The sequence below is a fragment of the Jeotgalibacillus sp. R-1-5s-1 genome (assembly GCF_004405105.1).
GTDB lineage: Bacteria > Bacillota > Bacilli > Bacillales > Jeotgalibacillaceae > Jeotgalibacillus.
In genome coordinates, this window is sequence record NZ_SORW01000007.1 from 17,114 (window position 1) to 41,989 (window position 24,876).

At 44.6% G+C, this 24,876-nt stretch carries 18 protein-coding genes; 11 read left to right on the top strand and 7 right to left on the bottom strand.

Going from position 1 to position 24,876, the window contains the following annotated elements:
* The first annotated feature begins 21 nt into the window (after positions 1-21).
* Complete coding sequence (locus E2491_RS03665) at positions 22-168, top strand: anti-repressor SinI family protein (protein ID WP_134372842.1); 147 nt, start codon at positions 22-24, stop codon at positions 166-168.
* Positions 169-221: 53 nt separating this feature from the next.
* Here E2491_RS03665 and E2491_RS03670 read toward each other — a convergent pair whose 3' ends face one another.
* Positions 222-542, bottom strand: coding sequence for a helix-turn-helix domain-containing protein (locus tag E2491_RS03670; protein ID WP_134372845.1), 321 nt, complete (start codon positions 540-542; stop codon positions 222-224).
* A 366-nt stretch (positions 543-908) separates the two neighbouring features.
* Here E2491_RS03670 and E2491_RS03675 point away from each other — a divergent pair, with 366 nt between their 5' ends.
* The 6 genes from E2491_RS03675 (at position 909) to E2491_RS03700 (ending at position 9,757) form a co-directional block, all read left to right on the top strand.
* On the top strand, positions 909-2,642 hold the full coding sequence (locus E2491_RS03675; RefSeq protein WP_134372848.1) for an adenine deaminase C-terminal domain-containing protein: 1,734 nt from the start codon (positions 909-911) through the stop codon (positions 2,640-2,642).
* A gap of 62 nt (positions 2,643-2,704) precedes the next feature.
* Positions 2,705-3,013, top strand: a complete 309-nt coding sequence (locus E2491_RS03680; protein WP_134372851.1) for a YerC/YecD family TrpR-related protein — start codon at positions 2,705-2,707, stop codon at positions 3,011-3,013.
* Positions 3,014-3,466: 453 nt separating this feature from the next.
* On the top strand, positions 3,467-4,144 hold the full coding sequence (gene pcrB, locus E2491_RS03685; protein ID WP_134372854.1) for a heptaprenylglyceryl phosphate synthase: 678 nt from the start codon (positions 3,467-3,469) through the stop codon (positions 4,142-4,144).
* Between the two features lie 58 nt (positions 4,145-4,202).
* Positions 4,203-6,431, top strand: a complete 2,229-nt coding sequence (pcrA, locus tag E2491_RS03690) for a DNA helicase PcrA (protein ID WP_134372857.1) — start codon at positions 4,203-4,205, stop codon at positions 6,429-6,431.
* 92 nt (positions 6,432-6,523) lie between these two features.
* Positions 6,524-8,536 carry an NAD-dependent DNA ligase LigA gene (gene ligA, locus E2491_RS03695; RefSeq protein ID WP_134372860.1) on the top strand — a complete coding sequence of 671 codons (2,013 nt, stop codon included), beginning with the start codon at positions 6,524-6,526 and terminating at the stop codon, positions 8,534-8,536.
* Between the two features lie 6 nt (positions 8,537-8,542).
* The gene (locus tag E2491_RS03700; protein WP_134372863.1) at positions 8,543-9,757 is read left to right on the top strand and encodes a CamS family sex pheromone protein; all 1,215 of its coding nucleotides are present in this window, start codon (positions 8,543-8,545) and stop codon (positions 9,755-9,757) included.
* A 474-nt stretch (positions 9,758-10,231) separates the two neighbouring features.
* Here the strand turns inward: E2491_RS03700 and E2491_RS03705 are convergent, their stop codons facing one another.
* The 6 genes from E2491_RS03705 to putP form a co-directional block, all read right to left on the bottom strand.
* The gene (locus E2491_RS03705) at positions 10,232-12,619 is read right to left on the bottom strand and encodes a glycogen/starch/alpha-glucan phosphorylase (protein ID WP_134372866.1); all 2,388 of its coding nucleotides are present in this window, start codon (positions 12,617-12,619) and stop codon (positions 10,232-10,234) included.
* A 5-nt stretch (positions 12,620-12,624) separates the two neighbouring features.
* Positions 12,625-14,064 carry a glycogen synthase GlgA gene (gene glgA, locus E2491_RS03710; protein WP_134372869.1) on the bottom strand — a complete coding sequence of 480 codons (1,440 nt, stop codon included), beginning with the start codon at positions 14,062-14,064 and terminating at the stop codon, positions 12,625-12,627.
* Positions 14,061-15,086, bottom strand: a complete 1,026-nt coding sequence (locus E2491_RS03715) for a GlgC family sugar phosphate nucleotidyltransferase (protein ID WP_134372872.1) — start codon at positions 15,084-15,086, stop codon at positions 14,061-14,063. The genes glgA and E2491_RS03715 overlap by 4 nt, the downstream gene beginning before the upstream one ends.
* On the bottom strand, positions 15,083-16,240 hold the full coding sequence (locus tag E2491_RS03720) for a glucose-1-phosphate adenylyltransferase (protein ID WP_305778187.1): 1,158 nt from the start codon (positions 16,238-16,240) through the stop codon (positions 15,083-15,085). The genes E2491_RS03715 and E2491_RS03720 overlap by 4 nt, the downstream gene beginning before the upstream one ends.
* A gap of 22 nt (positions 16,241-16,262) precedes the next feature.
* Complete coding sequence (glgB, locus tag E2491_RS03725; protein WP_371414451.1) at positions 16,263-18,131, bottom strand: 1,4-alpha-glucan branching enzyme; 1,869 nt, start codon at positions 18,129-18,131, stop codon at positions 16,263-16,265.
* A 702-nt stretch (positions 18,132-18,833) separates the two neighbouring features.
* On the bottom strand, positions 18,834-20,318 hold the full coding sequence (gene putP / locus E2491_RS03730; RefSeq protein WP_134373002.1) for a sodium/proline symporter PutP: 1,485 nt from the start codon (positions 20,316-20,318) through the stop codon (positions 18,834-18,836).
* A gap of 410 nt (positions 20,319-20,728) precedes the next feature.
* Here putP and E2491_RS03735 point away from each other — a divergent pair, with 410 nt between their 5' ends.
* From E2491_RS03735 to gatB, 4 genes are all read left to right on the top strand, one after another.
* The gene (locus E2491_RS03735; protein ID WP_134372878.1) at positions 20,729-21,154 is read left to right on the top strand and encodes a YueI family protein; all 426 of its coding nucleotides are present in this window, start codon (positions 20,729-20,731) and stop codon (positions 21,152-21,154) included.
* A 223-nt stretch (positions 21,155-21,377) separates the two neighbouring features.
* Positions 21,378-21,668: an Asp-tRNA(Asn)/Glu-tRNA(Gln) amidotransferase subunit GatC gene (gene gatC, locus E2491_RS03740; protein ID WP_134372881.1), complete on the top strand. Its 291-nt coding sequence runs from the start codon at positions 21,378-21,380 to the stop codon at positions 21,666-21,668.
* Positions 21,669-21,680: 12 nt separating this feature from the next.
* The gene (gene gatA / locus E2491_RS03745) at positions 21,681-23,138 is read left to right on the top strand and encodes an Asp-tRNA(Asn)/Glu-tRNA(Gln) amidotransferase subunit GatA (protein ID WP_134372884.1); all 1,458 of its coding nucleotides are present in this window, start codon (positions 21,681-21,683) and stop codon (positions 23,136-23,138) included.
* 12 nt (positions 23,139-23,150) lie between these two features.
* Positions 23,151-24,584: an Asp-tRNA(Asn)/Glu-tRNA(Gln) amidotransferase subunit GatB gene (gatB, locus tag E2491_RS03750; protein WP_134372887.1), complete on the top strand. Its 1,434-nt coding sequence runs from the start codon at positions 23,151-23,153 to the stop codon at positions 24,582-24,584.
* Positions 24,585-24,876: the final 292 nt, after the last annotated feature.

Genomic DNA, 24,876 nt, shown 5'->3' on the forward strand with positions numbered 1-24,876 from the left:
GTATTTTAGGAGGGGAAGAGTATGGGTCAAAAACATGAGGTAGACATGGAATGGGTTGCTCTGATCAAGGAAGCAGTTGAAGCCGGAATCCCGAAGGAAGAAATCACGAAGTTTCTAAAAAGCCAGGAGTCAGTTGTATGGAGTCAGCAAAACTTATTCGCCGGCTGAATGGGAGCATTTTCTTTAAATAGCCTTAACAGATCAAAGGTGATCTGTTAAGGCTATTTTTGGTTAATGCGCCACTTATTAAATTCAATAAACTCTTTAAACTGTTCCTTCGATATGCCGGATTCCATCGCAGTTTTCGCAAGATCCACCCATTCATTATCAACAGGTGCACTATCACTATCCGGATCAAGCAATGAATTGACACTGACACCGAGTACCGGAGCAATCTTTTCAAGAAACTGAATAGAAGGGTTCTTTTGAAGATTCCGTTCAAGAGAACTGATATAGGATTTTGCAACGCCGGCCTGATCCGCAAGTTCTGTCAGCGACATTTTTTTTTCTTTTCGCAGCGCTTTTACACGATCACCTATCATTGTCCATCACTCACCTTGCTCGAAATTATTCCTTAAATTCAATAGTATCATACTATTTGAAAAAGACTACTATAACGCACGAATTTCGACAGGTTTTTTTCGGGAAATAGAGGGAATGCTTGGTATCAATGGTTTTGTCCGTTCTTCTCAATGAATTATTTGTTGAATTAATGCAGACATGGGTCAACTGAGTGTTATCTATAGTAAACTTATCCCTTTTAAATATTTTACAACTAAAATGTATTTTTTTACAATAAGGAAAGTATAATGTGTTGAAAATTTTATTTCTTTTATGCGGTGACGTGTAAAATATGGTACGATTAAACCACTATTTTTCAAATGGGAAATGATCTGGAGTGATTCATAATGGAACAGCGATTTCCGTGGAAAATCAATCATTTGCGTTCACATACATCTGTCCTTGAAGGTAAGAAAGCGCCGGCCATTCTGATCCGGGATGCGAATTATTTAAATTCTTCTTTGCATCAATGGGTGAAGGGAAACATTTGGATTGATCAGGACCGGATTATCTATACAGGCAGTGCTTTGCCTGAAAATACAGCAGGCACAGAAATGATTCATGCTGAAGGAAAATATGTGGTACCCGGCTACATTGAGCCACACGTTCATCCGTTTCAACTATATAATCCACATAGCTTTGCAGCGTATGCAGCACAAAGAGGAACGACCTCGTTTATCCAGGATAATTTGATGCTGCTTTTATTAACACGAAAAAAGAAAGCGCTTCCTTTTATGCAGCAGTTTAAAAAATCCCCTCTCTCTTTTTACTGGTGGAGCCGCCTTGATTCACAGACGGAACTGAACCGGGAAGAGGATTACTTCACTAATGGAGAAATCAGGGCATGGCTGGACGATCCAAGCGTGCTCCTTGCAGGTGAACTGACAGCATGGCCAAAGCTCGTGGAAGGGGATGACCTTCTGTTGAGCTGGGTGCAGGAGGCGAGACTTCGTTATAAGCGTGTGGAAGGTCATTTACCGGGCGCCTCAGAAAAGACCATTGCTAAAATGACGCTGCTTGGTATAACGGGTGATCATGAGGCGATGACTGGAGATGAAGCCTGGACGAGACTGGAACAGGGCCTTGCTGTTACGCTCAGACATTCCTCCATACGTCCGGATCTGCCTAAGCTGATTCGTGAACTGAAGGAAAAGGGACTGCGCTCTTTCGATTCACTCATGATGACGACCGACGGCTCAACACCTTCTTTTTATGCAGATGGCGTGATGGACAGGCTGGTTCACATCGCTATTGAAGAAGGAATAGATCCAATCGAAGCGTATCACATGGCCTCCTATTCGATTGCAAAATATTATCGTCTTGAATATATGCAGGGGATGATTGCAACGGGACGCCTTGCCACGCTGAATATATTGTCAGATCCGAGTGAGCCCAATCCGGAATCCGTACTGTCAAAAGGAAAGTGGATCAAGCGTGATGGTGTAAAGGTTGAGCAGTCGTTTACACCGGACTGGTCGGAAATCGCAGCACTGGAGCTGGACTGGACGTTAAGCGAGGATGATCTTCAGTTCTCCATGCCATGCGGAATTGATATGGTCAATAACGTGATTACAAAACCGTATTCCATCACCATGGATGCGAGCGGTGAAGAGCTGCCGAGATCAAAGGATGAGTCCTTTCTAATGCTGGTAGACCGTGATGGTAAATGGAAAATCTGTACTTTGATTAAAGGATTTGCGAAAAATCTTGGCGGACTGGCATCATCATTTTCAAGCTCAGGAGACATCCTGCTGATTGGTAAAAGTAAAAAAGATATGCTGCAAGCATTTGAAAGAATGAAGGCGTTAAAAGGCGGAATCGTTATCACAAACGGCGGGGAAGTACAGCTTGAAATCCCGTTGTCCTTAGGTGGAGTCATGTCTGAAAAGCCGATGGACGAATTGATTCCTGAGGAAAGAAAATTAAGGGAAGTGCTAAGGGACGCCGGATACCAATTCGATGATCCGGTTTATACGCTGCTATTCCTATGCTCGACCCATTTACCGTATTTAAGGATTACCCAGCGCGGGATCTATGATGTGAAAAAGAAAACGGTACTCTTTCCAACGATAATGCGTTAAAATGTAAAAGAGATCATGATATTTTGATTCTGCAATCTATAAAAAGGAGCTGTATCTGCCAGATGCAAATCGATAAATTAAGAGGAAAAGAACTGGATCAGCTTTGTGAAGCCGTTCTTTCACTAAAAGATATAGATGAAGCCTACCGTTTCTTTGATGACCTATGTACAATAAATGAAATTCAGTCATTGGCCCAGCGCCTCGAGGTAGCCCGTATGCTGCGCGAAGGCAATACGTATCATAAAATTGAAACACAGACAGGCGCAAGTACCGCAACCATCTCCCGCGTGAAACGCTGTCTTAATTATGGAAATGACACGTATGCTATGGTGCTTGAGCGTGTGCACAGCGATAAAAAAGAAGAAGAGTAAGACATGAGACCGGCTTAGAGCCGGTCTATTTTTATGGAGTTTTGGGGATTGGGGTAAACTAATTTTCCGACTCCGTTCCGGGCTAGGTCGAATGATATTGAACTTTCAAATTCTCCACGGACCTGACGAATTGTTGCCGGTAGCTGACGAACTCGTGCCATAACCTCACGAACTCTCCCCAGCTAATTTAACGTTCCACACATCATTCCGAAGTAGTTCAAATGACACAAACCTCACAAACTTTCCGCGGACCTCACGAATTGTTGTGGGCACCTGACGAACTCGTGTCATAACCTCACGAACTCTACGGCTAACCTCACAAACTCCGCCCGCAACCTCACGAACTCTCCTCCCCACATCTCTATCCCAACCACATTCCTTCCCGCACTTTAAGACATCCACATTCGGTGCTATAATAGTACGGATAATGAAGGCTCGAATGGAGGATTTGGCATGTACGATGTCCGGGAGTGGAAGCATGTATTCAAACTGGACCCTAATAAAGAAATATCAGATGAGGCATTGGAAGCGATTTGTGAATCCGGAACGGACGCTGTGATGGTGGGCGGTTCTGATGGTATCACACTCGACAATGTGCTAGATCTGATGGCAAGAGTTCGCAGATATACGGTTCCTTGTGTGCTGGAGGTTTCGACGCTTGAATCGATTACACCGGGATATGATTTATATTTTATTCCGACCGTCCTGAACACGCAGGATCCGAAGTGGATCACAGGGCTGCATCATGAGGCGATTAAGGAGCATGGTGACCTGATGAACTGGGAAGAACTTTTAGCTGAAGGATATGTGATTTTGAACCCGGATTGCAAAGCGGCAAGCCTGACAAATGCAGAGGTACCGAAATGTGACGAAGATGTCATTGCCTATGCACGTATGGCCGAGCGCTTGTTTTCGCTTCCGGTTTTTTATATGGAATACAGCGGGATGTACGGTGACCCGAAGCTTGTTGAAAAGGTCAGCCGTGAGCTTGAATCTGCAGTGTTATTTTACGGCGGGGGAATCCGTTCTGTAAAAGAGGCAAAGGAAATGGCTGAACATGCTGATGTCATTGTCGTCGGAAACATTATTTATGAGAATCTAAATGAGGCGTTAAAAACAGTTTTAAAATAAATGCCGCAAACAGACAAGTTACGATATAATAAGAACAAATGTTCGAGGTGGTGCGATTATGCAATTTTTAACTGACCGGCTTTTAAATGGAATGAACCCTGAGCAGGCGAGAGCAATTAAAGCAACGGAAGGCCCGCTTTTAATTATGGCAGGTGCCGGATCCGGGAAGACTAGAGTACTGACACACAGGATTGCGTATTTGATGATAGAAAAAGGGGTTGCTCCTTACAATATTCTGGCGATCACTTTTACCAACAAAGCCGCCCGTGAAATGAAAAACCGTGTCGGCAGCATCCTCGGAGGTGCTTCTGAGGATGTCTGGATTTCCACTTTTCACTCCATGTGTGTGAGGATTTTACGAAGAGACATTGACCGTATTGGCTATAACCGTAATTTTACGATTCTCGATTCTACGGATCAGCAGTCTGTTATTAAAGCGATTCTGAAAGATAAAAACCTGGATCCGAAAAAATTTGATCCAAGAGGTATTCTGGCAGCGATCAGTTCGGCAAAAAATGAACTGACGACGCCTGAGCAGTTTGCCAAAGATGCAGGAAGCTATTACGACCAGACAATCAGCGAGGTATTCACTGAATACCAGCGCCGTTTGAGAAAGAATTCTGCGCTTGATTTTGATGACCTGATTATGCAGACGATTCATTTATTTGAGCGTGTCCCTGAAGTGCTTGAGAATTATCAGCGAAAATTCCAGTATATTCACGTGGACGAGTATCAGGATACGAACCGCGCGCAGTATTTACTTGTAAAGTTGTTGGCGTCACGCTTTAAAAATCTATGTGTTGTAGGGGATTCTGACCAGTCGATTTATCGCTGGCGCGGGGCTGATATTACGAATATCCTGTCATTTGAAAAGGATTATCCGAACGCAACGGTTATCCTTCTGGAACAGAATTACCGCTCTACAGAAAACATTCTGGATGCTGCGAATGCTGTTATCAAAAACAATCCGAACCGGAAACCGAAAAACCTGTGGACGGATAAAAAGGGCGGTCAGAAAATCACCTATTACCGTGCCGACAGCGAGCAGGGAGAAGGTCAGTTTGTAGCGGGGAAAATCAATGAACTTGTGCGATCCGGAGCCCGCAAACCGTCTGATTTTGCGATTCTTTACCGTACAAACGCCCAGTCCCGTGTGATGGAGGAAGTACTCATGAAATCAAACATTGAGTACACGATCGTCGGCGGCACGAAGTTCTATGACAGAAAAGAAATCAAGGATTTGCTTGCCTACCTTCGCTTAATCGCGAATCCTGACGACGATATCAGTCTGACCCGTGTGATTAACGTACCGAAAAGAGGGGTAGGCTCAACGTCTGTCGATAAAATAGCGAATTATGCGCGTGATAACGATATGTCTATGTTTGAGGCGATTGGTCTGGCTGATTTCGTTGGTCTGAGCGGAAAAGCAGCAAAGGCGGTGCTTGAATTCAGGGAACTGATTCAGAATATGACGCAAATGCAGGAGTATTTGTCCGTCACTGAGCTGGTTGAGGATATTTTAGAGAAGTCAGGTTACCGCGAAGCGCTGCAGGCTGAAAAAACAATTGAAGCACAGAGCCGTCTCGAAAACATTGATGAATTTCTATCTGTTACAAAAGCGTTTGAGCAAGCCAATGATGACAAGAGTCTGATTGCTTTTCTGACGGATCTCGCGCTTGTGGCGGATATTGATCAGCTTGACAAAGATGATGCACCACTCGATGCTGTCACGCTTATGACGCTTCACTCAGCCAAGGGACTTGAGTTCCCTGTTGTCTTTTTAATGGGACTTGAGGAAGGGGTTTTCCCTCACAGCCGTTCTCTGATGGAGGAAGTGGAGATGGAAGAGGAGCGCCGCCTTGCCTATGTTGGGATTACGCGTGCTGAAGAGGAACTGTTTATTACGAATGCCCAGATGAGAACGCTGTTTGGACGCACGAATATGAACCCTGTTTCAAGGTTTATTGCTGAGATCCCATCTGAACTTCTTGAGGAACCGATGAAAAAGGAAGCCAACCCGTTTGGTCTTGGTGGATCACCGCGACCATCTGCACAACCGCGTAAAGCACCAGTGCGCCGTCCGGTTCAGCGGACAACAGGCGGCAGTGATATCGGCTGGAGCGTCGGAGATAAAGCGCAGCACGGTAAATGGGGAACAGGCACCGTAGTCAGTGTCAAAGGTGAAGGCGACTCCATGGAGCTTGATATCGCATTTCCAAGCCCGACCGGCATTAAACGTCTGCTTGCCAAGTTTGCACCGGTTACGAAGGTAAGCGGCTTTCAATAAAAACGCCCGTTTATAACGGGTGTTTTTATTGAAAGCCGGATCATCTTGTTAATACAATGTAAACCATCCAATGAAATGAGAGGAATGACAATATGGACTCATCCATTCAAAAACGCGTTCAGGAACTTCATGACAAGCTGAATCAGTTCAATTATGAATACCATGTCCTGGATCAGCCGTCGGTTCCTGATTCCGAATATGATCAGCTTTTAAACGAGCTGAAGGAGATTGAACAGAAATATCCTGAACTGATCACGGAGGACTCCCCGACCCAGCGTGTTGGTGGAGCCGTATTGGAGCAGTTCTCCAAGGTTGAACACCGCACACCAATGCTCAGTCTTGGAAATGCTTTTAACGAAGCGGATCTGCGGGACTTTGACCGTAAAGTCAGACAGGCTGTCGGTGACAAAATTGCCTACAGCTGTGAGTTGAAAATAGATGGTCTTGCGGTTTCACTACGCTATGAAAATGGTGTGTTTATGCAGGGTGCAACAAGAGGAGACGGGTCGGTTGGTGAGGATATTACGGCCAACCTGAAGACAATCAGGTCGATCCCTCTGCGCCTGAAGAACCCATTATCCATTGAAGTGCGTGGAGAAGCCTTCATGCCAAAATCCTCTTTTATTAAATTGAATGAGGAAAAAGAAAAACGTGAAGAAGCTGCCTTTGCCAATCCACGTAATGCTGCAGCAGGCTCACTGCGTCAGCTGGATCCGAGAATTGCCGCGTCCAGAAACCTGGATATTTTCCTTTACGGCATTGGTGATCCGGGCGAAACGGGGATCAATTCGCAAAGTGAAGGCATGAAGCTTTTGAATGAAAATGGCCTTAAAACGAATCCAGAACGCAAAACGTGCGGCACGATTGAAGAGGTTATTGATTACGTCAACAGTTGGGTCGAAAAGCGTGCTGAGCTTGAGTATGACATTGATGGTATCGTGATCAAGGTTGATTCCCTTTCACAGCAGGAGGAGCTCGGTTTCACAGCGAAAAGTCCACGCTGGGCCATTGCTTATAAATTCCCTGCTGAAGAAGTCATTACGATTCTTCATGATATTGAACTGAGCATAGGACGGACGGGAGTACTTACACCGACTGCCATTTTAGAGCCTGTTCGTGTAGCAGGCACAACGGTGCAAAGAGCTTCCCTTCATAACGAGGACTTAATCCGTGAAAAAGATATCCGGCTCGGTGATCATGTCATTGTGAAAAAAGCAGGCGATATTATTCCTGAGGTGGTCAGTGTGATCACGGATCGCAGAACAGGGGATGAAAAGGAATTTACGATGCCGACGCATTGTCCTGCCTGTGACAGCGAGCTTGAGCGGCTGGAAGGGGAAGTAGCACTCCGCTGCCTTAACCCGAAATGTCCGGCACAGATTCAGGAGGGTCTGACTCATTTTGTATCCCGCAATGCTATGAACATAGATGGATTAGGGGAAAAGGTCATTGCCCAGCTATTTAAGGAAAATCTGATTGAAGATGTAGCAGACCTGTATCGTTTAACGAAGGAGCAGCTCATTCAACTAGAACGAATGGGTGAGAAATCCGTGGAGAATCTACTGAATGCCATTGAGGCATCCAAGAAAAACTCTATGGAGAAGCTGCTGTTTGGACTTGGGATCCGCCATGTAGGAGCAAAAGCAGCCAAAACGATTGCAGAGCATTTCCGCTCTTTTGACAAGCTGCGTGAAGCAACTGTGGACGATTTGTTACAAATCGATGAAATAGGAAACAAAATGGCTGATGCAATCGTCACATATTTTGAGAACGAAGAAGTACAGGAATTAATAGAAGAACTCCGCGAAAATGGCGTGAACCTGACTTATACCGGTCCTAAAAAAGAGCGGATGGAATCTGTTGAGTCTGCATTCACAGGAAAAACGGTTGTATTAACTGGGAAGTTAGCTCAATTGACACGTGATGAAGCGAAAGAGAAAATAGAACTGTTAGGTGGAAAAGTGACCGGCAGTGTTAGTAAAAAGACAGATCTCCTTGTTGCAGGAGAAGATGCCGGCTCTAAACTGACGAAAGCACAGGATTTAAATATTACGATCTGGGATGAGCAGCAGCTCATTGACGAAATAACCAAACAAGAGGTGTAGCATTTCATGAAAAAGTGGATAGCCGCAGTAACGGGTGCTTCCTTGCTGCTGGGAGGGTGTATGCCATCTTTTCAGCAGGAAGATGAGGTTATCCAGGAGAACGCGCCGGAGGAATCGGAAGAACAGACTGTCATCATTCCAAACTTCCAGATATCTGACGAATATTACCGGACCTTATTACCATACGAACCATCCCCTTCACGCGGAATGGTCGTGAATAATCTGCAGACGAATTACGATATTGCAGAATTTGAAAGTGGACTGATGCGTGTTGCGCAGCAGAACTTTGATCCTGAAACGCACTTCTTTCAGGCGGGACAGTTTCTAGACAGTGATACGATTACAAGCTGGTTAAACCGTGAGTTTACCGATGCTCAGCTTCAGGAGTACGAGATGGAGCCTGAAGAAAATGTCGGGTTGAACCCGGTTGATGCCGGTGGAGAAAATCGAGAGCAGCGGGCGAAGGAAAGTCCGATCTATTTAGCGCACATTCTTGAGCATAACTACTTTGTGAAATCTGAAGAAGATGAGTCAAAGGTAAGGCTCGGTGGTGTTGTGCTTGGGCTTGCGATGAATTCTGTTTACTACTATCAGAACGATAATGATCCATTCGGTCCAACATTTGAGGAGCCGATTCCTGATGCTGAGATTGAAGAGCAGGGAAGACAAATGGCGCAGGAAGTACTTCAGCGCATCCGTCAAATGGCTGCAGATGATCCGGAAAAAGCAGCGCTGGCTGATGTACCGGTCACGATTGCATTATTTAAGCAGGAGCCGAGAACGACTGTGATTCCTGGTAACTTCATTGGTTACGCGTCAGCAGACGGTGGCAGCAATGAGCTTGGCAGCTGGAATGAAATGAATGAAAACTATGTGTTATTCCCTTCATCAGAAGCGCAGGAAAACTACCGGGATGACGAAACAGCATTCCTGAATTTCAAGCAGGATGTGGAAACGTATTTCCCTAATTTCAATAGTGTTATTGGAACAGGATTATACCGGGGAGATCAGCTGGAGAATCTGAAAATTGACATTCCAATTCAATTTTACGGAAAATCAGAGATTATCGGATTTACACAGTATGTAGCCGGACGTCTTGTTGATTTGTTCCCTGAGTATTTTGATATTGAGGTGAGCATTACGTCAATTAATGGTCCTGAGGCACTGATTATTAAGGAACCGAATGAGACAGAGCCGTTTGTTCATATTTATGAGCAGTGATGGTTAGTTGGTTTTTGCAAAACCGGGCCGGTGGACATCCTCCGCTTTCCGTGGCCGGGCGGTGAACCCCTTGTGCTTCGCACAATGGTTTCACCTGACCCTTTCCGCCACAGGAGTCTGCGGATGTCCCCCGGCCCTTTTAGTTGTTTTGAAATAAGTCAGTGTGTGAAAATGATTCTGTTGTTTGCCTTGAATTTTCTGTTGTTAGCTTAGTCACTTCTGTTGCTAGGAAGTCACATTTTGTCGCTAGGCTGTTGAAGATGACATGATATGTTGATAGCAGGGGAATTTCTGTTGAAAGGCACTTGATATTTGTCGATAGAACGATTTGTTTTGTTAATAGGGGAACAACTTCTGTTGATAGCTTTCATAAAAGAATCTCCAGGATTCCGAAAGTATGCTCCTCCAAAACTAATATTGTTCCGGTTCAATATAAAAGGCTGAGACAGCAACGCTGTCTCAGCCTTTTTCCATTTACAGCTTCCAAATATCCTCTGCATACTGCTTAATCGTCCGGTCGCTTGAGAAGAAGCCGGAGCGGGCGATGTTGTGAATGCTTGAGGTTAGCCATTCTTTTCGCTTTTGATAGGCAGCGGTGATATCCTGCTGAGCGGTGACGTACGCATCAAAATCCTTTAAGAGGAAATATTGATCGTTTTCCATCAACAGTGAGTCTGAGATCATATCAAAGTCATAGTAGGAATCAGGGAAGAATCCTGATGTCAGCTGGTCAATGACTTTTTTGATGCGCGGATCCCCGTGATAATAGTCATAGGAGTGATAACCGCCGTGCTTTTCGTAGCGCATGACTTCCTGAGCAGTCAGTCCGAAGATAAAGATATGTTCAGGACCTGTCAGTTCGCCAATTTCGACGTTGGCACCATCAAGCGTACCGAGTGTGAGGGCACCATTCATCATGAATTTCATGTTACCTGTTCCGGAAGCCTCTTTACTAGCTGTTGAAATCTGTTCGCTGATATTCGTTGCAGGAATGATTTTTTCAGCAAGTGATACACGGTAGTTTTCAAGGAAGACGACAGTCAGGTAATCCTTTGAAAGCGGATCGTTGTTCACCAGGTTTGCAACGGAATGAATCAGCTTGATGACCTTCTTGGCATATTCGTATCCCGGTGCTGCCTTTGCTCCGAAAATAAACGTTTGCGGATAAGGCTTGAAGGAGGAATCCTCTTTCATCCGGTTATACAGGTGCATCACATGCAGAATGTTTAAAAGCTGGCGTTTGTATGCATGCAGTCGTTTAATCTGAACATCAAAGATTGAATCAGGATTAACTGAAATGCCATTCCGATCCTTAATAATGTCAGCGAGTGCCACTTTTTTATCATATTTTATTTGCTCGACTTTCTCCTGAAAAGAAGCATCCTCGGCAAACGGAAGAAGGGCATCAAGTTTTTGAGTATCCTTGATCCAATCCGTGCCGATCGCTTCATTAATCGCGGAAGTCAGCTCAGGGTTTGCCTGAAGCAGCCATCTGCGGTGTGTAATGCCATTTGTTTTGTTATTAAAACGGTGAGGATAAAACTCATGAAAGTTTTTCATCTCACGCATTTTAAGAATTTCTGTGTGCAGTCTTGCTACTCCGTTGACACTGTGACTTCCTACAATCGACAGATGTGCCATTTTGACGAAGCCGTGTGCAATGACAGCCATTGACTCGATGCGGTCCCAGTCACCCGGATAGGCTTCCCACAGCTCTTCACAAAAGCGGCGGTTGATTTCCTCGATAATCTGAAATATTCTAGGGAATAGTGGACGGAAAAGGTCAACAGACCATTTCTCGAGTGCTTCTGACAGAATCGTATGGTTGGTGTACGAAATGGTTTCCGTAACAATGCTCCATGCTTCTTCCCAGCGCATCCCTTCATCATCCATCAGAATCCTCATCAGCTCAGGAATAGCAAGAGCAGGATGGGTATCGTTAATATGAATCGCAATGTGTTCATGCAGTTCATACAGGTCGCAATGATTTTCCTTGTAATCACGCAGGATACTCGCAAGGCTTGCCCGGACAAGAAAATACTGCTGTTTCAGTCGGAGAATCTTCCCTTCATCTGACATGTCATTTGGATAAAGGAATTCAGAAACCTGCTCCGTATCCCGTTTGTATTGCATAAAATCCTTATGAGGCGGGAAGTTTTTTGCAGGTTCTGCTCCCCAAAGACGCAGTGTGTTAACCCGGTCAGTATCATAACCGATAACTGGCATATCGAACGGAACAGCCAGAATGGTCTCGGCATTTTCGTGCTTAAAGATCATACGGCCTTTTTCCTCTGTCCATGAAACGTTGCCCCAATAAGGAACTTCTACTGCAAGGTCAGGCTTTCGGACTTCCCAGACGTTACCGTTACGTAACCATTGTTCAGGAAGCTCGACCTGATATCCGTCAATAATTTTTTGTTCAAACAGACCGTGCTTATACCGGATCCCGTGACCGTGTCCAGCCATGGAAAGAGAAGCCATTGAATCTAAAAAGCAGGCGGCGAGACGGCCAAGGCCACCGTTTCCCAGTCCTGCATCTGCCTCTGCTTCCTCAAGGTCACTCAGGTTGATATCAAGGTCTGCGAGGCCTTCTTCCACAATTTCTTTTACACCCAGGTTAACGAGTGAGCTCACCAGCAGTCTGCCAAGAAGAAACTCAATGGATAAATAATACACCTCTTTATGGTCCCCTTTGCGGGTATGTTCATTAGAGGCGATCCAGTTGGTACTGACGTATTCACGTACCATCATACCAAGCGCCTGGTATTGGTGCTGCTTGGTTGATTGTTCAAATGACAGGCCGGATGATTGCTCCAGCCGCTGCAAGAAGGCGGTTTTGAACGCATTTTTATCACGGAACATTCGTGTTAGTTCCTCCCTTGAAGTCGCTCATATAGAGTCTGATATTCGCCTGCTGAACGTGCCCAGCTGTAATCACCGGACATGGCATTTTCCTGCAGCTTCGGCCAGACGTTCTGATCCTTATAGTAGGAGAGCGCCCGTTTAATCGTGTGCTTCATATCATGTGCATTGTAATTTGAAAACGTGAACCCGTTACCAGACTTGTCTGCTTCATTCCAGGAATGAACGGTATCATTCAATCCACCCGTTTCACGGACAATCGGAATGGTCCCGTACTGCAGGGAAATAAGCTGACTCAGTCCACACGGTTCAAACAGCGACGGCATTAAGAAGTAATCAGCACCGGCATAAATCCGGTGGGCAAGCGCTTCTGAGAATCCGATATAAACACCGGTTTTCTCAGGAAATGCAGTGGCAAGATAATTAAAATAGCCTTCAAATTCAGGATCACCGCTTCCTAACACAACAAGCTGGAAAGCCTCCTCATTAATCAGTTCATGCATGACGCGCTTAACGAGAGACAGCCCTTTTTGTTCGGTCAGCCTGGTGACCATCGCGATCACAGGGACAGAGTCTGTCACAGGCAGGTTGAATTCTTTCTGCAGTGCTTCTTTATTTTTCTTCTTATTCTTCACCGTTTTCCACGTGTACGGTTTTGCGATATATGAATCATGCTCAGGGTGATAGCTTTCTGTATCAATCCCGTTTAAAATACCTGACAGCTTAAAGGACTGATCACGTAAAAGTCCATCCAGCTTTTCACCGAAGAAATGGGTCTGAATTTCGTCTTTATATGTCGGGCTCACCGTTGTAAGTGCATTAGAACTTAAAATTGCCCCCTTCATAAAGCTTACCGCACCGTTAAACTCAAGCTCACCGGAATGGAAATAGTGATCTTCAAGGTTTAACAGATCGCCAAGAATATTTTGAGGGAAGAGACCCTGAAATTGCAGATTGTGAATCGTAAAGACTGTTTTCATGGATTTATAAAATGAGTCCTGTTTATATTTACGGTCCAGCAGAAACGGAACCATGCCTGTATGCCAGTCGTGACAGTGAATCACATCCGGTTTAAATGGAATGACAGGAAGTGTATCAAGAACGGCACGGCTGAAAAAGGCAAAACGTTCGCCGTCATCATAATGTCCGTAAAGAGAATCACGCTTAAAATAGTATTCATTATCAATCAGATAATAGGTAATCCCTCCGTGCTCAAGTGTTTCGATGCCGCAATACTGATTGCGCCAGCCGACCTGAACAGTAATCGTCTTGATTTTCTTAGCTTTTGAAAGCAGCTCGTCTGAGGTCAGGGAGTACTTGGGTAACATGACTCTGACATCAGTACCGAGTTTTTTTAATTCCTTAGGAAGAGCCCCGGCGACGTCACCGAGGCCTCCTGATTTTACGAATGGTGCACATTCTGAAACGGCGAAGAGGACTTTCATTTAGCCACCGCCGCTTCACGGATGCTTCCTTTACGCAGAACGAGCGGCTTTTCAGCAGTTCCTCTAAGTGTCGTTCCGTCAAGTACCTTTACGTCTTTATCTAAAATTACGTATTCGAGGGTACAGCCTTTTCCAATCTGGCTTTTTTGCATCACGATGCAATTTTTCACAACAGATTCTTTGCCAATTTTAACGGCACGTGACACAATACTGCTTTCAACTGTTCCTTCAATGCTTGCGCCATTTGCAATCATGGAATCAGATACTTGTGCATTTGTTGCATATTTTGTTGGCGGCTCATCCTTTACCTTCGTGTAGATCGGGCGGTCTAACGAGAATAGCTGGCTCCATGCAGCATGTCCGAGGAGATCCATCGAATGTTTAAAATAGGCAGGAATGGAATCAATAATCGCAGTGTAGCTTTTATGTTCATACGAGCCAATGTTGAAGCTGTGCAGAGGCTGTTTCACAACGTCTGACACACTGATAAATTGTGAAGTGCGTCGGTTTTCAATTAGCTCTACTAATAAAGACTTGCTTAAAACATACATTTCAAGAGACTCGCCTTCATGCTGAATCTCTGTAATATCATAGTCATGGATCAGATGTTCAGCCAGCGCCTCCTCAAAATCTACGTTCGTAATGACATAGCTGTTTGCAATGACCACGTAGTCCTGGTGGCTGCGCTTGAAAAATTCAATATGCTGCTCCAGGCGGGCAAATGAACCAATGCTGGTCGTTTCATTCGGCTCAAAGTAAGGAGGGAAGAAGAACAGACCGTCACGTTTACGGTCAAGGTCCCAGTTCTTCCCTGAGCCGATATGGTCCATTAATGAGCGGTACTGGTGTTTTGGAAAAATAGCCACACTGCTCACGCCTGAATTCACCATATTGGATAAAACAAAATCAATAAACCGGTAGCGCCCGGCGAAGGGGATGGAGGCAACAGAACGGTTTAACGTTAAATCCTGAAGTCCCCCCATAACAGTAGCTGCATCAATGACTCCTAATAAACGGCTCATGCTGTCACATCCTTTCGAAGTTTTTCAACCATTTCCTGAGTCACCAGGATAATCTCACCTGATCCATCTTCGGGTTCAATCGTTACATCGTTTGGAACGGTAATATGCTCCGGTACAATAGCACGTCGGATGATCGCACCTTTCCCAATCACGGCATCCGGCATGATCACGGATTCTTCAATGATTGCATCTTCTTTAATCTGAACGCCCTGGAAAATAACAGAATGGCGAACCGTTCCTTCGATGATGCACCCTTCATTGATGAGTGAATCCTTTACGTCAGATGTCTGTGATAAGTATTGAGGCGGCTGATTCGGGTTACGGGAATAGATTCTCCAGGAATGATCAAACAGATTCAGCCCCGGATTTTCTTCCAGCAGGTCCATATTGGCCTCCCACAAGCTCTTAACCGTACCAACATCCTTCCAATAACCTTCAAACGGATAAGCCATCAGGCGCTTACCTTCATTCAGGAATAAAGGAATCAGATCTTTACCAAAGTCATGCGAGGATTCTTCATTCGTATTATCAAGTTCAAGATAATTCTTTAATGATTTCCAGTTAAAAATATAGATACCCATTGAAGCGAGGTTGCTTTTCGGCTCATCCGGCTTCTCATCAAATTCTTCGATTTCAAAGTCGGCATTTGTATTCATGATGCCAAATCTGCTCGCTTCTTCCCAAGGCACTTCAATGACTGAAATTGTTGCTTCCGCGTCATTCTGGATATGGTAATCAAGCATCTTTGAATAATCCATTTTATAAATGTGGTCACCGGACAGAATCAGGACGTATTCAGGATTATACTGCTCAATATAGTTCAGGTTCTGATAAATCGCATTTGCTGTACCGCTGTACCATTTCACACCGGATGCCTCTGTATAAGGAGGGAGGACGGTTACGCCGCCATTACGGCGGTCAAGATCCCAGGCGCTGCCGATTCCAATATAGGAGTTCAGAACAAGCGGCTGATACTGTGTTAACACACCAACCGTGTCAATACCTGAGTTTGTGCAGTTACTTAACGTAAAATCAATGATCCGGTACTTACCGCCGAAAGGCACGGCAGGTTTTGCGATATTTGTTGTAAGAGAGTGAAGACGGCTTCCCTGACCACCTGCTAACAACATAGCAACACACTTCTTTTTAACCATTATGTCACGCTCCTTGATTCTATTATTTTTTTGCCGGTTTCCAAATTGTGATACCAAGTGGAGGTACCTTCATTGTTAAAGACTGCTTCCGGTGATGCATTGGCGTTTCTTCTGTTTCAATGGAATCAGTATTAAGATGATCCGTTCCACCAGCGTCTTTTTTGTCACTTGAGAAAACCTCTTCCCATTTCCCCTCAAAAGGCGCACCCAGCTGAAAAGCATCGTAACTGACATTTGTGAAGTTACAAACGACGATGAGCGTATCACTTTTTCTTTTTCCTCTGCGGATAAATGAATAAATACTCTGCTCTGCATTGTCAGCATCAATCCATTCAAACCCTTGAGGGTCGTGATCAAACTCATGCAGTGCTTTGTGAGACAGATAAAAATCCATCAATTCTTTTGAAAAGTTGTCTGCCTGACGGTGAGATTCGTATTCCTTTAAAAACCAATCTAATCCTTGTATATATTTCCATTCATCGAACTGAGCAAACTCAGAACCCATAAAAAGGAGCTTTTTACCCGGATGTACCATCATAAAACTGAGCAATAGGCGCCACTGCGCAAACTTTTCCCAGTACTCACCTGGCATCTTATGAAGCAGAGAGCGCTTACCATGCACGACTTCATCATGAGAAAACGGTAAAATATAATTTTCGGAATAAGCATAGACCATAGAAAACGTCAGCTTGTGATGATGATGTCTCCGTTCAAATGGATGATAGGACATATAATCCAGTACATCGTTCATCCAGCCCATGTTCCACTTATAATTGAATCCAAGTCCGCCTTCATGAACCGGACCGGTGACATTTGGCCAGTCTGTTGAATCCTCCGCCATCATAAGAAAGCGCGGATTTTCCTGAAACACAGCTTTATTTAACTCCTGTAAAAACTCGACAGCATATGGATTCGATGTAAGAGGCTCGCTGTTAGCCCAGTGAAGAATATTGGCAACTGCATCTACTCTCAGCCCATCAATGCGGAAGGTTTTCATCCAGTACAACGCATTTGAAATAAGGAAGCTTCGCACCTCACCTTTGGCAAGATTAAAGTTAGCCGTTCCCCATTCAAGATTTTCACGGTCGCTAAAGGACTCGTATTCATATAGAGGCTGCCCATCAAACAGATACAGCCCATGAGAATCCTTACAGAAATGTCCTGGAACCCAGTCAAGCAGGACGCCGAGATCTTCCTGATGACAGCGGTCAATGAAATACATTAAATCGTGTGGCGTGCCAAAGCGGCTCGTTGGAGAATAATAGCCTGTTCCCTGATAGCCCCATGACGCGTCTAACGGGTGCTCGGTCAATGGAAGCAGCTCAATATGTGTGAAACCGCGTTCCTTTACATATGGAATCAGCTCATCAGCGTATTCACGATATGTATAGAAAGAACCGTCTTCTTTTTGCTTCCATGAATTTAAGTGAAGCTCATAAATGGCAAGCGGACGCTCATAAATCGGACGCCTGCGACGAATACGCTGGCGGTATAGCTGATCCCCCCATTTATAGCCTGACAGGTCATATACAATAGAAGCCGTGTTTGGTCTCAGCTCTGAATAAACAGCGTAGGGGTCAGCTTTCATCAACACGTCTCCAGATTGTGTCGTGATGGCGTATTTATAAATTTCCCCTTCAAGATTGTCCCCAACCTCTGCCGTCCATATGCCTTCACGGTTTACCCGTTCCATTTCCAAATTCCCAGGCTGCCAGCCATTGAAGTCTCCAACGACTGAAACAGAACGGGCGTGAGGAGCCCAAACGGTAAAACGCGTTCCAGTTATTTTCTGTTTTTCTTTAATCAGGTGGGCGCCAAATACAGATTGTGCATTCTGCAAGGTTCCCTCGTGGAAAAGGTGGATATCATAATCACTAAGAAGCTGTTCCAAGGGAGCACTCATCCTTTCATACAATTGGTCTATACAATTTCTACAAAGTATAACAATAATCCTCGTCTTTTTTTCGTTTTTTCTGAAATATTTAACGATTTTTTATGTAAGCGTTTCCTGATATGCTTATAATGTGTGATAATATGCAGAAAATGTCAGTGCGGTTTGAATGTTTTTGGGAGAATAATATTTATTCGTAAAGTCGGGCAGGAGCCATCCTTCGCTTTCCGCGGCCGCGCGGTGAGCCAGCTAGTGCTACGCACTACGCTGTCTCACCTGTCGCTTCTCTGCCGCAGGAGTCTCCGGATGGCTCCTGCCCTTTGGAATGTGTATCCTGTATTATTTCAATCGTAAGTAATGAATTCCACAACGGATAAGTAAACCTGTCCCTTACCGCCACAGGAGTCTGCGGGGGAATCTGACCCTGTGTGGGATATAATCAACTCTTCTTGTGAAGAAAAGAAATCGGGCAGGAGCCATCTTTTCTAAGGAAGAGGAGGGGGTTCGTAAAATTAATGGGGAGGTTCGTAAGGTTTGGCTGGTGTTTCGCATTATTTTGAGTCTGGTTCGGAGAATGTTGAGCTTGTTTCGAAAGATATTGCACTTCTTTCATAAAATCATGAGTTTTGACTCAGGCTGAATGGTTTTCTGTAGCATGAAAAAACCTGCCCGGCTGATGCCGGACAGGTTGAGTGATAAAAATTATTTGTTTGATTCAACCTCGTGAACTTTTTCGAATTCATCGAATCCGTCACGTACAGGCTGACGAGAGTTTCCAGTTGTTAAGCTTACTACGATGATGGCAAGTAAACTTAGGAAGAATCCTGGAATCATTTCGTATAGGAATCCGCTCAGGTCGAATACGTATACCCACAGGATAACGGTAATCGCACCAACGAGCATACCTGCAAGGGCACCCCAGCGGTTCATACGTTTCCAGTAAAGACTTAACAGGATAGCAGGCCCAAATGCAGAACCGAATCCTGCCCATGCGTTACTTACGATATCAAGAATCGTGCTGTCAGAGTCAAGTGACAGCAGGATGGCTACGATCGCAACAAGAAGAACTGAAATACGTCCAACAAGTACAAGCTCTTTATCAGATGCACTGCGCTTCAGGAACGTGTTGTAAAAGTCTTCTGTCAGCGCACTTGATGTAACAAGCAGCTGGGAAGAAACTGTACTCATAATTGCTGCAAGAATCGCAGCAAGTAAGAAACCTGAAATTAATGGGTGGAACAATACCTGAGAATAGAAAACAAAGATTGTTTCCGGATCTGCAAGCTCTGCTCCAGTGTTTGCAATATAAGCAATACCTGTTAGACCGGTGAATAATGCACCGATAATAGCGACGATCATCCAAGTCATACCGATACGGCGTGCAGATTTTAAAGATTTAACATCTCTGATCGCCATAAAACGTACAATGATGTGAGGCTGTCCAAAGTAACCAAGCCCCCATGCCATTAACCCGATAAATCCAAGGAAAGTCGTACCCTGGAAGAATGATGTCAATGTTGGATCAATCGCATTAATCGTATCGAATGTCGGGCCTACCCCGCCAAGTTCCATGAATGCCACAATTGGTACAAGAATAAGTGCCACGAACATAATACAACCCTGAACAAAGTCAGTGATACTAACAGCAAGGAATCCGCCAAATAGCGTATAAGCAAGTACGACACCTGCTGTTACAAAAAGTCCAAGCGTGTAATCCATTCCAAATGCACTTTCAAAAAGTACTCCACCTGAAACCATACCTGAAGATGTGTAGACAGTGAAGAAAATAATGATGACAATTGCGGAAACGAAGCGCAAAATTTTTGTGTTATCTACAAAACGATTCTCAAAATAATCAGGAATTGTGATTGAATCATTTGCTACTTCTGTGTAAGTTCTTAAACGAGGTGCAACGAATAAATAGTTTAGATATGCCCCAATGGATAAACCAACCGCAATCCACATGCCCGAGATACCGGATACATAGATCGAGCCTGGTAGACCAAGCAGCATCCATCCACTCATGTCGGATGCGCCGGCAGAAAGTGCGGTTACACCCGGTCCAAGTTTCCTGCCTCCAAGCATATATTCTGATAAGTCGCCGGTTGATTTTTTATAAGCATAATAACCAATACCCAGCATGGCGATGAAATAAATCGCGAGTGAAATATAGACTTCAATTCCAATCTCAACGGCTTCCACCAAATCTCCTCCTTGTAAAATGAATTTTTTGTGTCAATTGTTGCGTGACACTTACAGTTGCTAAACCTAACAAATAAATAACCAGGATTCAAGCAATCTAAACTGGATACAAATTGGTAAAATAGCCTCAGACCCTATAAAACATAAGGGATACAGCGATTTTTCAAAAAATAAAAGTAAAACTATTCTGAATATTTATAATACCTTTATTTTACTAGGCTTCCGGCGTTTTCTGCAAGCGATTTGTCATCTTTGTCACGGGTTTGTAAGGTGGACGGAGCGCCCGTTCTTTTTCACCGAAAAGAACGGGCGCTCCGTCCACCTGGGTCTTCAAGCATGCAAAAAAGCGCAATTTTTTATACAATAGAAAAAGGTTAAAAGGAAAGGGTGACAGCATGGCGCAAGGTAAACGCAATGTAGATGATTATCTTCAGGAAGGAATCTATGGTGCCAGAGAGACGCTGCCTGATGAAAGAAGAATGTACCTGACCTCGATTCGTGAACGGATTGAATACGCATTGTATCAAAATCAGATTAGAGAATCTGAAGTCTACCCGGAAATTGAAGAAGCGATGAAAAACCATAAAGAATTAAAGCTGTTTTTAAATGGCAATATGAGCTACCGTTTTATCTCGAAATATATTCAGCTTGCTGACAGGCATGGCGTTTCGTATCAGGTAGTGACCAACAAAGAACACAACTCTGAGTACGGGCTTGTCCTGTCACATCCTGATGCCGTGGATAAAGAAACCATCACACTGCCAAAACGTAATGCAGACAATGGAGCAGCACCGTCCTTTTGGGAGCGATTATTCAAATAATCCTGTTTCTTCTATTTAAAATAGCAACAGGTGACAAAAAGCAGGCTGCCTGAGAGAAGTACCCGGGATGATTTTCCGGGTGCTTTTCTTTTTGGGGGACGGAGCGGCTGTTCTTTTTTCTGAAAAGGAACAGCCGCTCCGTCCCCCGGTTGCCTCTCTGTCACACTTTTTGGTATGATAAACAGTATTGTGAGTGTTCGAACATACACGGAGGTGAGTCACAATGACGAAAATTACGACAGATGAAGTGAAACACGTTGCCCATTTGGCGCGCTTGAACATCACTGAAGAGGAAGCAGCGAAGTTTGCTTACCAGCTTGGTGCGATTATTACATTTGCTGAGCAGCTGAATGAGCTTGATACAGATCACGTTGAACCGACAACGCATGTTCTTGAAATGAAGAATATTATGCGTGAAGATAAGTCAGTCGATGGACTGCCGCGCGAAAATGTACTAAAGAATGCACCGGATCACCAGGATGGCCAGGTGAAGGTGCCGACTATTTTGGAATAGGGAGGGCCACTCATGTCTTTATTTGATCACAAGCTTGCTGATCTTCAGGATCTGTTACATAAGAAAGAGATTACCGTTACGGATCTTGTTCGTGAATCGTATAAACGGATTGCGGATGTAGATGGTCAGGTTCAGGCTTTTCTAACACTTGATGAAGAGCGTGCCCTTGCGCGTGCAGAGGAGCTTCAGAAAAAGCTTTCTTCTGATTCAGAAGGATTATTATTCGGAATGCCGATTGGTGTGAAGGATAATATCGTGACGAAAGAGCTTCGCACAACGGCTGCGAGTAAAATTCTTGGAAACTTTGATCCGATCTATAATGCAACAGTGGCTGATAAGCTTCACGCTGCTGATGCGATTACAATTGGAAAATTAAATATGGATGAATTTGCGATGGGATCTTCAACAGAGAACTCGCATTTTGCTAAAACGCGCAACCCGTGGAACCTGGATGCAGTTCCTGGTGGTTCTTCAGGTGGTTCCGCTGCATCTGTTGCAGCCGGGGAAGTACCATTCTCATTAGGGTCAGATACAGGCGGATCCATCCGTCAACCGGCTTCTTTCTGCGGTGTCGTTGGGTTAAAGCCGACATACGGACGGGTATCCCGTTTCGGTCTGATCGCATTTGCTTCATCACTTGACCAGATCGGTCCAATTACACGTAATGTAGAAGACAATGCTTATCTTTTAGAGGCGATTGCGGGTCTGGATCCAAATGATTCAACTTCTGCAAATGTAGATGTTCCAAAGTATCGCAGTGCCTTAACCGGTGATATTAAAGGTTTGAAGGTAGCGGTACCGAAAGAATATCTTGGTGAAGGTGTCAGCGAGGAAGTACGTCAGAATGTCCGCGAAGCGCTTAAGGTGCTTGAAGGACTTGGCGCAACGATTGATGAAGTGTCACTGCCTCACTCTAAATATGGTGTTGCAACGTACTACCTGCTGTCTTCATCAGAAGCATCCGCAAACCTTGCCCGTTTTGACGGGATCCGTTACGGCTACCGTGCGGACAATGCTGAAAATCTGATCGATCTTTATAAAAAGACGCGCGCAGAAGGCTTCGGTGACGAAGTAAAACGCCGTATCATGCTTGGAACGTATGCGTTAAGCTCAGGCTATTATGATGCTTACTATAAGAAAGCCCAAAAAGTCCGTACATTAATTAAGCAGGACTTTGAAAATATTTTTGAAAATTATGATGTAGTTGTTGGTCCGACAACTCCTACACCGGCCTTTAAGATCGGCGAGCAAATCAATGATCCGCTGACGATGTATGCGAATGATATCCTGACGATTCCTGTAAACCTTGCAGGCGTACCGGGTATTTCTGTTCCGGCTGGTCTTTCTTCTGAGGGACTTCCGCTTGGACTTCAAATCATCGGAAAGCATTTTGATGAGAGCACGGTATATCGTGTGGCACATGCCTTTGAACAGGCAACAGAGCATCATAAATTAAAGCCGGAGCTGTAGGAGGGAGAAACCATGACAAACTTTGAAACCATTATTGGACTAGAAGTTCACGTTGAATTAAAAACAGATTCTAAAATGTTCTCTCCTGCACCTGCTCATTTTGGTGCGGAGCCGAACACAAATACAAATGTGATTGACCTTGGGTACCCGGGTGTTTTACCGGTGATCAACCGCCGTGCAGTCGACTGGGGAATGAAAGCAGCGATGGCGCTGAACTGCCAGATTGCTGATCACACGAAGTTTGACCGCAAAAACTATTTCTATCCGGATAATCCGAAGGCCTATCAGATTTCTCAATTTGACCAGCCAATCGGTGAACATGGCTGGATTGAAATTGAAGTAGACGGTTACACGAAAAAAATCGGCATTACCCGTCTTCACCTAGAAGAAGACGCTGGTAAACTGACACACACAGACAAGGGTTATTCTCTTGTAGACTACAACCGTCAGGGAACGCCGCTGATTGAGATCGTTTCAGAGCCGGATTTAAGAACGCCGGCTGAAGCTTACGCTTACCTTGAAAAAATCAAATCCATCATCCAGTACACAGGCGTTTCAGACTGTAAAATGGAAGAAGGATCACTGCGCTGTGATGCGAATATTTCCCTTCGTCCAGTCGGACAGGAAGAATTCGGTACAAAAACAGAGCTTAAAAACCTGAACTCCTTTAACTTTGTTAAAAAGGGTCTTGAGTTTGAAGAAAAACGTCAGGAAGAAGTGCTTCTATCAGGCGGAGAAATCCGTCAGGAATCACGCCGTTTTGACGAATCAACAGGCAAAACACTGCTGATGCGTGTCAAAGAAGGATCGGACGATTACCGTTACTTCCCGGAACCGGACCTTGTCTCTCTTTACATTGATGAAGAGTGGAAGGAAAGCGTCCGTCAGACGATTCCTGAGCTTCCGGATGCACGTAAAAAACGTTATGTGGAAGAGCTTGGTCTCCCTGCGTATGACGCAATGGTACTGACACTGACAAAAGAAATGTCCGATTTCTTTGAAGCAACACTTCAGCAGGGAGCAGACGCAAAGCTTTCATCCAACTGGCTGATGGGTGAAGTGTCCGCCTACCTGAACGCCGAGCAGAAAGAGCTTAACGATACTGCTCTAACACCACAGGGCTTAGCCGGCATGATCAAACTTATTGAAGATGGCACGATTTCATCTAAAATTGCCAAAAAAGTCTTCAAAGAACTGATCGAAAACGGCGGCGATCCAAACAAAATCGTCAAAGACAAAGGCCTTGTACAAATTTCGGATGAGGGACAGCTGCTGGCATTCGTAACAGAAGCGCTCGACAACAACCCTCAGTCCATCGAAGACTTCAAAAACGGTAAAGATCGTGCCATCGGTTTCCTTGTGGGTCAAATCATGAAAGCATCAAAAGGCCAGGCCAACCCGCCAATGGTCAACAAAATCCTGATGCAGGAAATCAAAAAGCGCTAATTTCCAAGCTATATGTGAATACTTCAAAACGACCTGGAGAGTGGGCTCCAGGTCGTTTTTTTTGAGTGTGAAATGGGGATGGGGGGGTGGGTTATTGTTTATTTAACAACTTTTATGGATTATTAGACAACTTTTTGAGGGTATTTAACAACATATAAGATTATTTAACAACTCTCTGAGAATTTAGCGGGCTTATTGCGCGGCCGCGGAAAGGGAAGGATCGCTCCCACCCGGCTTTTTAATCCATAGCTATTTCTCGTACCCACATCCATCAAACCAATCATTCGACCTC